Raw genomic sequence first — 14,345 nt, 5'->3', positions numbered from 1 at the left:
GCCTACGCTACGGCAACCTCGGTGTATGGCTGCGCCGCCAATGGCGCCGCCGGCGCCTCAAACTGGTAATCCCGCGCGTCATGCAGCGCCCAGGCCCCCTCCCCCATCAATTGCAGCACATGGGTGTGATAGCGCAGCACGGCGGGACGGTGGGCGATACTGATCAGGGTCGCACCACTGTCGCGCAGGCGGGCGTAGAGCGACGATTCATTGCCGCTGTCGAGCGCACTGGTGGCTTCATCGAGAATCACGATGCGGGGCGCATGCACCAGCACGCGGGCAAAGGCCAGACGCTGCTGTTCGCCCACCGACAACAGCTTTTCCCAGTCCTGCACCGCGTCCAGCCCGCCCATGCGCCCGGCCAGGTGCGGCAGGTGCACTTGGTCCAGGATTTCCAGCAATTGTTCGTCGTCCAGGTCCGACTGCACGCTCGGATACAGCAGCTGGCTGCGCAGCGTGCCGGTTTGCAGGTAGGGCTGCTGGGGCAGGAAGAAGAAATCTTCCTGCGGCGGATGGTGGATCGTGCCGCTGCCGGTATGCCACAAGCCGGCAATCGCCCGCAACAGCGAACTTTTTCCGCAGCCGCTGTCGCCGGTGATGAGCAGCGCGTCGCCCTGCTTCAACACCAGGCTCAACTCCTTGATCAGCACCCGCTCCGATTGCGGCGGATGCAGCGTGACCGATTCCAGCGCGAGGTCGCTGGCCGGCCGCAGCGCGATGCGCGGGGAGGAGCCGGCGGCGCTGTCCGGTTCAGCCTGGGGCAACACCAGGTTCGACAAGGCCTGCAAGCGGCCGATCCCCGCCACGAAGCGGCTCAGACTCTCGAAGTTATCGACGATCACCGCCACCGCGCCAAGCACGGCGGTAAAGGCGCCGGCCGCCTGGATCGCCCGCCCGACCTCCAGCTCGCCCGACAGCACGCGCTCGGCCAGGATCACGCCCGGCAGCACCAGGGTCAGCTGGCTGAACGTGCGCTGGAACAGGTTGAGGGAACGCTGCTTCCGGATCAGCTTGGCGAAGTTGTTGATGACCTTGTCGAACTTGCAGTCGATGTGCGCCCGCTCTTGCGCCTCGCCCCGGTAAAAGGCGATGGATTCGGCATTTTCGCGCAAGCGCATCAGGCTGAAGCGGAAATCCGCTTCGCGCCGCAGTTGCCAGAAATTCAGGTGGATCAGTGGATTGCCGAACACATACAGGGCAATCGCGGTGCCCAACAGCGCGTACACCGCCAGCACGCCGACCAGCAGGTGCGAGATCGACCACAGCACGGTGCTGAACGCCACCAGCTGCATGATCGAGCCGAGGAAAATCAGCAGGAAGTGGATCGAGCGGCCGGTGAAGGTGTTGATGTCTTCGCTGATGCGCTGGTCGGGGTTGTCGATCTCGCTGTCGTTGGCCAGCGTGTAGTACTTGCGGCCTTTCAGGTAGCCATCGAGAAAACGGCCGGTCAGCCAGCGCCGCCAATGGTTGGCGAACACATCGCGCATGTAGTAATAAAAGGCGTAGACCGGCACCGCGAACGCCAGCACCAGCAGGCAGGCCCGCACCGTGGTCCAAAAGCGGCCACTATCCTTGGCCGCCAGGGCCGACGTCATCTCGCCGGCCTGGTTATTCAGCATGACGGCCAATTTGGTCTCGACCAGCATCAGCACGATCAGCAGCAACAGCAAGGCCCACGCCTTCTTGCGCTCTTCCTCCAGCCAGTAGGGTTTGGCCACGTTGACGAACTGCCGCCATGCGGCCAGCGACAGGCGGGTGGTGCGCGGGCCCTTCCGGGCCGGCGCGGTATCTTCAGGGGCGGCGGCGCCGGCGGTAGTGGTGGTAGCCATGCTGTTGTTCCATTCGCTGTCGTGGTCGGCCCGGTCGGTGACGCGGGCCGGCATCGCATGCCTGCACCGCCTTCCAAGCATCCCACCGGGTACGCACCCGTTCAGTGCGGAAACAGACATAGCAACGATTTCCCGCCGTACACGCAACACGACCAGGGCAACAGGCATGCATGCCGATTTGTCTAGAACAATGTGTAGCAATACAACACATTATCTTGCCACGAAGACATGGTCACTACGAATGCGCTACCCTGTTTTCTCGTTGAATATATTGAACAATAAGGAAACTCATGGTCTCTCCCCACCTGAAAGCACTGGCATTTGCCGCCCTGCTGCTGCCAAGCCTGTCCATGGCAGCCGATACCCCCATTGCATTCGACAAGAACTTCCGCGCGGCCGAGCTGGCGCCGTCACTGATGAAGCTCGATGGCGACGGCAAGCAGGTCGCCGGCTTGAAGCGGCTGGCCATCACCGGGTTCGACGTGGAATTCCTCACCAGGGGCAGCGCCAGCGCCAGCGCCACCGAGATTGGCAAGCGTGGCAGCGCCAGCACCAGCATGACCGTCACGCTGGGCGGCGTGGCAGACGCCGAGTTCCAGTCCATGGTCGACAAACTGTATGCGGATTTCACGGCACGGCTGACGGCGGCGGGATTCGAACTGGTGCCGACCAGCCAGATCCTGGCCTCGCCCCTCTACCGCAAGCTGAGCGCCAACGGCGGGCCGTCGCCATTCAAGAAAGACGGCGGCGGCGAATCGTCCACGGTGGTCGCGCCGGAAGGGCGCATCGTGCACGGCTTTTCCACCCAGGGCAAATCCAGCAATCCGCTGGCCATGCTGAGCGCCTTCGGCAATGTCGCCAACATGATCAGCACCGCGCCGGAGTTGCAGAAGGAACTGGACGCCACCCTGGTCAATATCCACATGGTGGTGCGTTTCGTCGACTTGGCCAGCAGCAGTTCCAGCTTCCTGGGCCGGATTTCCGGCTCGGCCGAAGTCAAGGGCAAGATCAATCCCACCATCAGCCCGCAGGCCACCAGCATCACGCTGCAAAGCGCCCAGGGCGGCGCCCGCCTGGCGTTGACCAAGCCCGTCCAGGTCGATGCCGCCGCCATCCCGGAAGTCAAAGACACCACGTCGGCCGCCGCCAACGTCGGCCTGGCCGTCCTGGCGCTGGCCATCGGCAATGGCAGCTCGTCGTCCGTCAGTGAAAAGCAGGCCATGGCGGACCCGGTACAGTACCCGCAACTGGTTGGCGACGCGCTGGGTGGAGTCGGGGTCATGATGGTCGAGCAATTGAAAGGATTGCGCTGATTGGCTGTCAACGCGCACCTGGCCTGGTAGCCCGGTTGGCAGAGCAGAGGATTGAAAATCGTTATGCCGCCCCGGGCCACCATGAATCCAGCGCCCTGTTTTTGCAGGGCGTTTTCGTCTCCGGCCGGAGGTCTGGCAGGACAGTGATTTTTGATCTGAGTCAACGACACTATTGATTCAGATCACTACACTGGCTCCACCATCCGCTCGCATCTCGCGCAGCGGTGCGCTGGACACCCTGGACCATGACGATGCTTCCCGCCTACATCTCCCACACCGACTGCCTCAAGCACGACATGGGGCCACAGCATCCCGAAGCGCCCGAGCGCATCGGCGCGATCCATGACATGCTGCTGCTCAGGGGCCTGCTCGACTTCATGCAGCGTCATGACGCGCCGCTGGCGACCGAGGCCCAGCTGGCACGGGCTCATTCCAGCCTGTACCTGCACCGCATCGCGGCGCAGTCGCCGGCCAGCGGCAGCGTGCAGATCGATCCCGACACCAGCATGAACCCGCATACCTACCAGGCGGCGCTGCGCGCGGCAGGCGCGGCCGTGCTGGCCACCGACCTGGTGCTGACGGGAGGCGCCGGCTTCGCCTTCTGCAATGTGCGCCCGCCCGGTCACCACGCCGAACATCAGGCGGCCGGCGGCTTCTGCTTCTTCAACAACGTCGCCGTCGGCATCCGCCATGCGCTCGAGGTACACGGCCTGGAACGGGTCGCGCTGGTCGACTTCGACGTCCACCACGGCAACGGCAGCGAAGACATCCTGCGCGACGACGCGCGCGTGCTGATGTGCTCGATCTTCGAGGACAAGCTCTACCCTTTTTGCGGCAATACCCCGCGCGGCGCCAACATGGTCAACGTGCCGCTGCCGGCGCGCTCCGGCGGCGACGCGGTACGCGCCGCCATCGCCAAGCAGTGGCTGCCGGCGCTGGAGCGTTTCGCGCCGCAGATGATCTTCATCTCCGCCGGCTTCGACGGCCACCGCGAGGACGACATGGGCAACCTTGGCCTGGTCGAGGCCGACTATGCCTGGATCACCCGGCAGATTGTGACGGTGGCACAACGCCACGCCCATGGCCGCATCGTGTCCTGCCTGGAAGGGGGATATGAACTATCCTCACTGGCCCGGAGCGCGGCGGCGCACCTGAAGGTGCTGCTGGGACTCGACGACTAAACACCCACTCTTGCGAATCGACGATGGAAGCCCACTACCTCACCCCCCTGTTCTCACCGACGTCGATGGTGGTTTTCTGCGGCAAGGAAGACCGGCCCGACAGCCAGAGCAGCTACGGCCGCGGCATCCGCGCCCAGCTCGAACAGGGCGGCTTCGCAGGCCCCGTCACTTACCTCGACGTCGGCATGAGCGGTACCCTGTCCGACCTGGCCCATTCGCGCGCCGACCTGGCCGTCATCGCGTTGCCCAACGAGGACGTGGCGTTCGCGCTGGAAGTGGCCGGCCGCATCCAATGCCGCGCGGCATTGGTGATCTCAGCCGGCGTCCCCCCGCCGCTGGCCAAGGAGCTGCACGCGATCGCGCGCAAGCACGATCTGCACCTGCTCGGGCCGAACTGCCTGGGCTACCAGCGCCCGCGCCTGCATCTCAACGCCAGCATGGCCGGCCGCCTCGCGCAACCGGGCAGCCTGGCGCTGATCTCGCAGTCTGGCGCGCTGACGGCCGCCATTCTTGACTGGGGCGACAAGAACGCGGTCGGCTTCTCCACCGTGGTCTCACTCGGCCCCAACACGGCGGTCGACCTGGCGCAAACGCTGGACTTCCTCGCCACCGACCCGGCCACGCAGTCGATCGTCATCTGCATGGAGGGCATTACCAACGCGCGCCGCTTCCTGTCGGCCCTGCGCGGCGCGGCCAACACCAAGCCTGTGGTGGTACTCAAGGCCGGCAACGCGGCGGTGGCGGCGCAGGCGGCGCAAACGCACTCCGGCGCGATCGTCGGCCGCGACGAGGTGTTCGACGCGGCGCTGCGCCGCACCGGCGCGGTGCGCGTCAAGTCCTTCGTCCAGCTGTTCGCGGCGGCGAAATGCCTGGCCTCGCGCTACCGCCCGGCCGGGCCGCGCCTGGCCATCGTCACCAACGGCGGCGGCCCGGGCGTGCTGGCGGCCGACTGGATCGACGAGCAAAAGCTGCAACTGGCGCAACTGTCGCCCGCGTCCGCGCAAGTGCTGGCACCGCTGCTGCCGCCGCACGCGACCCTTGACTACCTGCTTGACCTGTCCGAGGAAGCGGGGGCCGAGCACTTCGCAAGCGCGCTGCAGGCCTGCGCCCACGACAGCCAGATCGACGGCATTCTGGTGATTTATTCCCCCAAGCTGGGCGGCGACCCGAGCTCGGTGGCGCAGGCGGTGGCCGGCTTGTACGCCAGCCTGGGCAAGCCGCTGCTGACCTGCTGGATGGGCGATGCCCAGGTTGGCGAGGCGCGCGGCATCCTCGGCGCGGCCGGCCTGGCCACCTTCCGCACGCCGGAGGCGGCGGTCGACGGCTTCAGCAACATCGCCTCCTTCTACCAGAACCAGCAACTGCTGCACCAGACCCCGCCGCCGCTGTCACAACTGGCCCAGCCCGACCTCGAAGGCGCACGCTTGCTGATCGAAAGCGTGCTGGCCGAACGCCGCAATGTGCTCACCGAGATGGAATCGAAGGCGCTGCTGGCGGCATTCCACATTCCGATCACCCAGACCATCCTGGCGCGCAGCGCCGGCGAGGCGATGCTGATCGCCAGCCAGCTCGGCTACCCTGTGGCGCTGAAGATCGACTCGCCCGACATCTCACACAAGTCCGACGTGCAGGGCGTGGTGCTCAACGTGCTCAACGCCGCCGCCGTGCGCGACGGCTACAGCGACATGATGGCCACCGTGCGCCGGCTCGAACCGAACGCGCGCATCAATGGCGTGACGATCCAGAAAATGGCGGGCAAGCACCACGGCCGCGAGCTGTACATCGGCGTCGTCACCGACCACCTGTTCGGCCCCGCCATCAGTTTTGGCGCCGGCGGCACGATGATAGAACTGATCAACGATCGCGCCGTCGAACTGCCGCCGCTGAACCAGTTCCTGGCCCGGCGCCTGATCGCGCGGGTGCGCTCGGCCGCCACCCTGGGCGAATGGCGCGGCGCGCCGCCGGTACAGCACGAAGCGGTCGAACACATGCTGCTGCGCGTGTCCGAGATGGTGTGCGAGCTGCCTCAGCTGCGCGAAATGGACATCAACCCGCTGATCGTCGACGAACACGGCGCGCTGGTGGTGGACGCGCGCATCGTCATCGGCGCCGCGCCGCCGTCGGCGCACGACTACGACCATCTGGCGATCCTGCCCTACCCGTCGACCTACACGCAAGAGTGGCCGATGCGCGGCGGCGGCCAGTACACGCTGCGCCCGATCCAGCCGGACGACGCCTCGATGCTGCAAGACCTGGTGCGCGGCCTGTCGGAGAAATCACGCTACTACCGGTTTGCCTCCTCGCTGCGCGAGCTGTCGGTGCCGATGCTGGCGCGCTACACCCTGATCGACTACGACCGTGAAATGGCGCTGGTCGCGGTGCGGCGCACCCGCACGCCGGGACCTGATGGCGGGTTCGTCGAGGCCGAGAGCATCATCGGCGTGTCGCGCTATATCGCCAATCCCGACCGCAGCAGCTGCGAGTTCTCGCTGCTGGTGGACGACCGCTTCAGCGGTCAGGGCCTGGGCACGCGCCTGATGCTGGGCATCATGGACGTCGCGCGCGACAAGGGGCTGAGCGAGATCGACGGCCTCGTGCTGTGCAAGAACAGCGGCATGCTCAAGCTGATGGCCAGCCTGGGCTTCCAGATCCATCCCTACCAGGACGACCCCGATTTCCGCCTGTGCAGCAAGGCGCTGTGAGACCGCGCCGGGCAGCACATTCCCTGCGCAAAGGCAAACGGCTGGCTGGCAACATCTCAGTTTGCTATAGTCCGCGTATCGCCTGGATGAGAGGAATGGATGCCCCAAAGCCCCCTGCTGCTGCGCCGCCTGCTACGTGCAAAAGACCGGATGGACGGCGCGCCCCATGAAGAATGGCCGATCCAGCGCCTGGCGGAAGTAAGCGCGGTCTCGGTGGCTTATTTTGCGCGCGAATTCAAGAAAGCCTTCGGCTTGCCGCCCCACCGCTACCTGCTGACGCGCCGCATCGAGCGCGCCACGGCGCTGCTGCGCGACACCGACCTGCCGATTACCGACATCGCCCTGCAAACCGGCTGGACCAGCCTGGGCACCTTTGGACGCATCTTCCGCGACATCACCGGCGCCAGCCCGGGCGAGTTGCGCTCGCACGAGCGCGCGCAGCCGCAACCCGGGGAACAGATTCCCGAGTGCGTCACGCGCAGTGCGCAGCGGCCGGACCTCAACATCGCAGTTTTGGAGAAGCGCCGCATCAAGGCCACTGGCAAACTGTAGCTTCATTCCAAGGAGGCGATATGACTCAAAGTATCAATGTGGTTGGCCTGTATGTACGCGACCAGGACGAAGCGCTGGCGTTCTACGTCGGCAAGCTGGGCTTCGTGGTCCATACCGACGTTCAGAACGGCAATTATCGTTGGCTGACGGTGCAGCATCCCGACCAGCCCTCGTTCCAGCTGGGCCTGTTCAAACCCGGACCACCGGTGCATGACGCGGCCACCGCGCAGACCCTCAATGAAATGGTGGCGAAAGGGGCCATGCCACCACTGGTCCTCACCGTGGACAACTGCCGTGCAGCATACGAACGCCTGCATGCCTGCGGAGTGGAATTCACCCAGCAACCGATGGACCGCTACGGCAAGGTCGATGCCGGCTTCCGCGATCCGTCCGGCAACGGGTGGAAGATGATCGAAGCGGCGGCCAAGCCGGCCACGGGGAAACCGCAATGAGCCGGCCCGACTGGATACGGCAAAGCCACCGCTGGCTGTCCATCGTTTTCACGGCCACGGTGCTGGCCAACTTCGTGGCAAGGGCCATGCAGCCGGGCGAACCGTCGCCGTGGATCACCTACGCACCGCTGCCCCCGCTGTTCCTGATGCTGCTTTCCGGCCTCTGCCTGTTCGCGCTGCCCTATGTGGCAAGGCGGCGCGGCAGGAGACTGGCCTGATGCCTGGTTCAAGTGGGGGATGAGCGGGTCATGTCGCGCAGCGCCGCCACCAGCCGGTCCAGGTCCGCCGGGCTGGTAAACAGCGCCGGCGTGACGCGTACGCAATCGCCGCCGGCTCCGCCGCTGCGCTGCACCGTGAAAATGCCGTACTGCGTGCGCAGCCGCGCCGCCAGCGCCAGGTTGGCGCTCTTGCTGGTGTGCCCCGCCAGGCGGAACGAGGTAATCGCGCCCGCCATGCCCGGTTCATCCGGCGTCAATATCTGCAGCCCGGGCAGGCCGCGCACCCGGCTGACCCAATAATCCCGCAGATACCGCAGCCGCGCGGCCTTGGCGGCGATGCCGATGTGCTGGTGGAAATCCAGCGCCGCTGCGATCGTCATGACGTTGGCGGTGTTGGTGGTGCCGGTATGCACGCGCGCTTCGATGTCGTCCTCGCCCGCGCCACCCGGCACATGCGGCGCGATGTCACGCAGCCTCGCCTTGCGGATGTAAATAAAACCCACGCCCAGCGGCGCGCCGATCCATTTGTGCAGGTTGAAGGCCGCGAAGTCCACACCCTGCCGGGCGAAATCGACATCGACCTGGCCAAAGGCATGGGCGCTGTCAACGATCACATCGGCGCCGCGCGCCCGCGCCAGGCGGATCAGCTCGGCCAGCGGCAACAGCAGGCCGGTCTTGTTGTTCAAGTGCGTGAGCAACAGCAGCCGCGTGCCGGGGTGGCGCTCCAGCGCCTGCGCATAGGTGTCCAGCACCGACTGGCGGGTGGCCGGGTCCGGCAGCGCGATCTGCACCACGTTGACGCCACGCCGCACGCGCAGCGCTTCGAATTCCTGCTGGGCGCTGTCGTAATCGAGGTCCGCATACATCACCGTATCGCCGGGCTTCAGGCCCCGGTAATTGGCGATCAGGATGTGCAGCGCTTCGGTGGCGCCACGCGTCAGCGCGATTTCATCCGGTGGCACGCCCAGCGCGGCGGCAACCCGGTCCCGGGCGGCGGCGGCGTCGGCCGCGTATTCCTGGCGCAGGTAAATCGAATTGTGCTCGTTCAGGTAAGCCACATTGCGCAGGTATTGCGCCAGTACCGGCCTGGCCATGATGCCGTAATAACCGTTTTCCAGGTTCAGCATGTCCGGCCGCACCTGGTATTGCGCGGCCACCGCCTGCCAGTAGGGTTCATCGGTGGCGCTGGCCGGTCCCGGCCCGGAGGCCGGCAGCACAGGCAGCGCCGCGGCGGGCGGTAACGACTGGCGCGGCTGCCCGTGCGCGCCGCCGGCCAAGGCGCCCAGCCCCAGCCCCATGCCGCACAGCCAGCGCCGCCGCGCCAGCAGGGAATATGCATTCATATGGACTCCTGTCGCCATGATTAACCCATTTTGCCACTGCGCCGATGGCCGCGCACTGAAAGCAAATTGAAATCCTGCTGTCTTATAGTCCCGCCATACGCCGTTCACGGCGAAGACTGAACAGGAGATCCCCATGTTGACCGTGCTGGCTTATTCAATGGTCGTCGTTTTTATGTTTCTAATCATGACCAAGCGCTTGCCGGCGCTGGTCGCGTTGATGCTGGTGCCGATCGCGTTCGGCCTGCTGGGCGGCTTCGGTGCGGAACTCGGTCCCATGATGCTGGCAGGCATCAAGCAACTGGCGCCCACCGGCGTCATGCTGATGTTCGCCATTCTGTTTTTCGGTGTCATGATCGATGCCGGCCTGTTCGACCCGGTGATCCGCACGATCTTAAAACTGGTGCAAGGCGACCCGATGAAAATCGTGGTCGGCACGGCGGTGCTGGCCATGATCGTGTCGCTCGATGGTGATGGCGCCACCACGTACATGATCACGGTCTCGGCCATGCTGCCGCTGTACAAACGGCTTGGCATCAGCCGCCTGGTGCTGGCGTGCGTGATCATGCTGGCGGGCGGCGTGTTCAACATCCTGCCCTGGGGCGGTCCCACGGCGCGCGCCGCCAGCGCGCTGGGCGTGGACGTCAGCGAGATCTTCGTGCCGATGATTCCCTCCATGATTGCCGGTATCTGCTGCGTGCTGTTCGTGGCCACCATGCTGGGCCGCAAGGAACGCCAGCGCCTGGGCTTTATCGCGCCGCCACCCCGGCACGTTGCGGCGCCAGCCATGCAAGGCAGCCTGCAAACGGCGCACATGGGCGCCGTTCCGGCGCCACAGCCAGCGGACGGTTTCAGCGTCCTGGCCATGGCCGCCGCCAGCGGCGCGGGCCATGCCGGCGGCACGCCACTGCAAAGCCAGGCGGCGCACGCCGCCGCCGGCGTGGCAATGGAACTCAATCCAACCGCCGCCAGCATCACCCGGCCCAAGTTGCTGTGGGTGAATTTCCTGCTGACCTTGCTGTTGATGGCGGCGCTGATCAAGGGCGTGCTGCCGCTACCGGTCCTGTTCATGATTGCCTTCGGCATCGCGCTGATGATCAACTACCCCAGGCTGGAAGACCAGAAAGAACGCCTCACCGCGCATGCGGCCAACGTCGTTCCGGTGGTGTCGCTGATCTTCGCCGCCGGTATCTTTGTCGGCATCCTGCAGGGCACCAAGATGGTGGACGCCATCGCCGCCAGCGTCATCGCCGCCATTCCGGAATGGATGGGACCTCACCTGGCGGTCGTCACGGGCATCTTAAGCATCCCGTTCACCTTCTTCATCTCGAATGACGCCTTCTATTTTGGCATCGTGCCGATCCTCGCCAAAGCGGCAAACGTGTATGGCATCACCGCCGCGGAAATCGGCCGGGCGTCCATCATCGGCCAGCCGGCACACCTGCTCAGCCCGCTCGTGGCGTCCACGTATCTGCTGGTCGGGATGTCCGAGGTTGAATTCGGCGACCACCAGCGCTACACGCTGAAGTGGGCGATCCTGGCGTCGCTGGTCATGCTGGCGGCCGCCCTGCTGTTCGGTGTCATCCCCTTCATGGGTGCCGTCCGCTGAACCTGGCACTCCCCCCCGTCCGTTGGATCTTGCACATAAAAATACCAAAATAATACCAATATGGTATTTTGGTATTAATATCGCAAGACCAATTACAGGGAGGAGCCATGGATCGCAGACGTTTTCTCGAGTTAACCGGTATGTCAACCGCCGCCTTGCTGGCGGGATGCGGCGGAGGCGGCTCGCCGTCTGGCGTCGCACCGCCCTTGCCCGCCAACGACGCGGCCGCACTGAACTGGGCCGGCCTGTCCGCCCAACTGAATGGCCAGTTGCTGCGTCCCGGGGATGCCGCCTATGCCAGCACCAGGCTGCTCTCCAATATGCGTTTCGACAGCGTCATGCCGGCAGCCATCGTCAAATGCGGTTCGGTGGAAGACATCCGCAACAGCCTGGCCTTTGTGCGCAACAACAAATTGGCGGTGACGCCGCGTTGCGGCGGGCATAGCTGGGCGGGAACGTCGACCACCACGGGCGTCGTGCTGAACGTCACGCCGTTGAACGCGATCCAGGTCTATCCCAACGGCACCGCCAAGGTCGGCGCCGGCGCGCGCCTGGCCGAAGTCTATAACACCCTGATTGCCAGCGGCGTCTGCATCCCTTCCGGCACCTGCCTGACGGTGGGCATTGCAGGCATCACCATGGGCGGCGGCATCGGCATCCTCGACCGCCAATACGGACTGACGTGCGACAACCTGCTGGCGGCGGAACTGGTGACGGCCGATGGCCGCCTCCTCACCTGCGACGCCAAGACCGAGCCGGACCTGTTCTGGGCCTTGCGCGGCGGCGGCGGCGGCAATTTCGGCGTGGCCACGTCGTTCACGTTCAAGACCCATCCTATCCAGGACATCACTCTGGCGCGCGCCAGTTTCGCCTTCCAGGATTTCGCCGCCGTGTTCGACGCCTGGCAGCGCTGGCCACAGACGCTGCCCGACAATATCTGGGCCCAGATCTACATGCAGTTCAGTCCCGGCGGCATATCGTGCTCGGTATCGGCCTACTGCCTTGGCACGTCCGCTGTCATGCAGCCGCACTGGAACGATTTTCTCGCCGCCACCGGGCTGAAGAACGCGTCCATCGCCCAGCGCTCTTACCGCGATGTCGCCTGGAGCATGTGCGGCGGCAATACGCTCAGCCAGTGCAGCCTGAGTGAATACTCGCCCGCCGGCAGGACGGCGCGCTACGATCAACTGCTCAGTTCCGATTTCTTTGACGACCTCCTGCCCCCTGCCGGCATCGCGGCATTGAGCCAGGCCGTGCAAGGTGCCACATCGGCCGGTATCGCCGGTTCGTATATTTTCGACCACATGGGCGGCGCGATCGGCCGCATTGCACCGGACGCCACGGCATTCCCTCATCGCAAAGCCTTGTTCAGCGTGGAATATGCCACCTGGCGCAACGGCGGGGTCTACGACACCGCCTTCCCCAACCGCCTGCGCGGCGCCATGAAGACCTGGAGCAGCGGCGGCGCCTACGTGAACTATCTCGACCCGCTACTGAGCGGATGGCAGACGGCCTATTACGGCGCGAATTATGCGCGGTTGGCGCAGGTGAAAAAACAAGTCGATCCGGGCCAGGTTTTCAATATGTTCCAGGGCGTGGCGCCGGCATCACCCTGAGCACGGCGGCGGCATTCCTCAACGTTTCAGGGATTGCTGGAACGCCGCGGATTCGCGTGTCCGCCGCAAGGTGTTCCACAGTTTTTCAACGGCGTCCCGGTTGCCGGCATAGTAGGCAGGATGAACGTGCAAATAGATCGGGGTCGTATCGAACGCCTTGGGCAGCGCCTCGATGCGGCCGGGGAACCGCCGCGCGATCAGGGGTTGCGCTTCGCCCTCCAGCGCCACCATGGCCTGCACCCGGCCCAGCGCCAGCTTTTCCAGGTTTTGTTCGATGGTCTTGGCGCCTTCGTCGACCTTGACGCCGGTCTGGCGCAGGCGCTGCGCGACCGCCAGGCCGACCTGGATGCCGACCGGGCGCCGGTCCAGTCCCGTGAAGGCGTTGCCATCCCAGCGCACGGCGCCGCCCTTTTGCTGGTAGACGACAAAGCGTGCCGCGCTCACCGCACGCGAGGGGTCGGGCGCCGTTCCCGCCATCGGAAACACACCGTACGCCCGGCGCTCCGGCAGGAAGGCCGACAGCACCGCATCGACTTCCCCGGCCTTCAGCATGTTGATGCAGCGCAGACGCGGCGCGAACATGTTCTCGATGACGATGCCCTGCTCGCTTGCCGCCTGGCGCAGCAGCACCTGGGCTTGGCCGCTCCCGTCCGGCATGGTATGGGGAGGAAAGGGGTGGTCAAGCGTGCACAGACGCAATGTCAAGGCGTGCGCATCGCAAGCCGCAGCCAGCACAAAAGTCAACAGGAGGCGACGCATGGGCTTTCTATTTGTAGATGCTTGGAAGCATTACTCTACATTAAAGACCATGGCCTGAGCATCATATTGGTGGCGCGCATCCGCGATGCGCTGTGACGTATGCCTTTCGGCACATGTGCGCCAACGCCGCTTTTCCTAGAATCGATGCACTGATTCCGCCGCACCTCCAGCGGGAATCAGCATTCATCTTTTTCAAGGAACCGTATGGCCAAATTATTCATCGCCGCCTTGCTGGCGGCAGTGCTGGCGCCGTCAGCCGCCGTCGCAAACGATTTTTATGCGGGCGCCACCTTCTCCAACGGCGGCAGCCTCACGTACCGCAATCCCGCCAACGGCAAGGCCGATACGGCCGATGCGGGCGCCACCTACAAGCTGTTTGGCGGCTACAACGTCAATGATTTCCTAGCGCTGGAAGGCGGCTATCTGCACACCGGCGCCACCCAATTTGACAGGGCGGCGCTGGGCCTGCCGGGCAACCCCACATTTAAGCGCCAGGGGTGGTATGCGGCGCTGCGCCCGCAGTACCAAATCAGCAACGCCTGGTCGGTGTTCGGCAAGGCTGGGCTGGTGCACAACACGTTCAAGGCCACCGATGGCGCGGGCGATGCCGGCAGCGTGTCGTCGGTGAAACCGCTGCTGGGTATCGGTGTGGCCTACAACGTGACCCGCGCCGCTGCGCTGACCTTAGAGTATGAACACGCCGGCCGCACGCGCAAGCCCGGCCTGGACGTCAAGCAGAACAGCCTGCAGCTGGGCGTGAAAGTCGGGTTCTGA

Annotated in this window: 12 protein-coding genes; 9 read left to right on the top strand and 3 right to left on the bottom strand. The window is 65.1% G+C overall.

The window, feature by feature from the left end:
* Positions 1–2: 2 nt before the first annotated feature.
* Positions 3–1,829 carry an ABC transporter ATP-binding protein/permease gene (locus AC1RRC_RS24800; protein WP_493058218.1) on the bottom strand — a complete coding sequence of 609 codons (1,827 nt, stop codon included), beginning with the start codon at positions 1,827–1,829 and terminating at the stop codon, positions 3–5.
* Between the two features lie 290 nt (positions 1,830–2,119).
* On the opposite strand from AC1RRC_RS24800, the gene AC1RRC_RS24795 reads away from it, so the two are divergent.
* The 6 genes from AC1RRC_RS24795 to AC1RRC_RS24770 all read left to right on the top strand — a co-directional run bounded on the left by AC1RRC_RS24795 (position 2,120) and on the right by AC1RRC_RS24770 (position 8,247).
* Positions 2,120–3,142, top strand: coding sequence for a hypothetical protein (locus AC1RRC_RS24795; protein WP_493058217.1), 1,023 nt, complete (start codon positions 2,120–2,122; stop codon positions 3,140–3,142).
* 251 nt (positions 3,143–3,393) lie between these two features.
* On the top strand, positions 3,394–4,323 hold the full coding sequence (locus tag AC1RRC_RS24790; RefSeq protein ID WP_493058304.1) for a histone deacetylase family protein: 930 nt from the start codon (positions 3,394–3,396) through the stop codon (positions 4,321–4,323).
* Positions 4,324–4,346: 23 nt separating this feature from the next.
* Positions 4,347–7,025: a bifunctional acetate--CoA ligase family protein/GNAT family N-acetyltransferase gene (locus AC1RRC_RS24785; RefSeq protein WP_493058216.1), complete on the top strand. Its 2,679-nt coding sequence runs from the start codon at positions 4,347–4,349 to the stop codon at positions 7,023–7,025.
* Positions 7,026–7,124: 99 nt separating this feature from the next.
* Positions 7,125–7,577 (top strand): helix-turn-helix transcriptional regulator, encoded by a 453-nt coding sequence (locus AC1RRC_RS24780; protein WP_493058215.1) that lies wholly within the window; start codon positions 7,125–7,127, stop codon positions 7,575–7,577.
* A 20-nt stretch (positions 7,578–7,597) separates the two neighbouring features.
* Complete coding sequence (locus AC1RRC_RS24775; RefSeq protein WP_493058214.1) at positions 7,598–8,029, top strand: VOC family protein; 432 nt, start codon at positions 7,598–7,600, stop codon at positions 8,027–8,029.
* Positions 8,026–8,247, top strand: a complete 222-nt coding sequence (locus AC1RRC_RS24770; protein WP_493058213.1) for a hypothetical protein — start codon at positions 8,026–8,028, stop codon at positions 8,245–8,247. Before AC1RRC_RS24775 ends, AC1RRC_RS24770 begins: the two co-directional genes overlap by 4 nt.
* A gap of 8 nt (positions 8,248–8,255) precedes the next feature.
* Here AC1RRC_RS24770 and AC1RRC_RS24765 read toward each other — a convergent pair whose 3' ends face one another.
* Positions 8,256–9,590: an aminotransferase class V-fold PLP-dependent enzyme gene (locus AC1RRC_RS24765; protein WP_493058212.1), complete on the bottom strand. Its 1,335-nt coding sequence runs from the start codon at positions 9,588–9,590 to the stop codon at positions 8,256–8,258.
* Positions 9,591–9,723: 133 nt separating this feature from the next.
* On the opposite strand from AC1RRC_RS24765, the gene AC1RRC_RS24760 reads away from it, so the two are divergent.
* Complete coding sequence (locus AC1RRC_RS24760; RefSeq protein ID WP_493058211.1) at positions 9,724–11,196, top strand: CitMHS family transporter; 1,473 nt, start codon at positions 9,724–9,726, stop codon at positions 11,194–11,196.
* A gap of 140 nt (positions 11,197–11,336) precedes the next feature.
* Entirely contained in the window at positions 11,337–12,812 is a 1,476-nt protein-coding gene (locus AC1RRC_RS24755; protein WP_493058210.1) for an FAD-binding oxidoreductase, read from the top strand.
* An 18-nt stretch (positions 12,813–12,830) separates the two neighbouring features.
* On the opposite strand, the gene AC1RRC_RS24750 is transcribed toward AC1RRC_RS24755, so the two are convergent.
* Positions 12,831–13,571 carry a substrate-binding periplasmic protein gene (locus AC1RRC_RS24750; RefSeq protein ID WP_493058209.1) on the bottom strand — a complete coding sequence of 247 codons (741 nt, stop codon included), beginning with the start codon at positions 13,569–13,571 and terminating at the stop codon, positions 12,831–12,833.
* A 204-nt stretch (positions 13,572–13,775) separates the two neighbouring features.
* On the opposite strand from AC1RRC_RS24750, the gene AC1RRC_RS24745 reads away from it, so the two are divergent.
* The gene (locus AC1RRC_RS24745) at positions 13,776–14,345 is read left to right on the top strand and encodes an outer membrane beta-barrel protein (protein WP_493058208.1); all 570 of its coding nucleotides are present in this window, start codon (positions 13,776–13,778) and stop codon (positions 14,343–14,345) included.

It is taken from the genome of Pseudoduganella sp. GW821-FHT12E03 (assembly GCF_058807115.1).
Note: the sequence above shows the minus strand (reverse complement) of the source record. Positions and strands in the feature narration are given on the sequence as shown.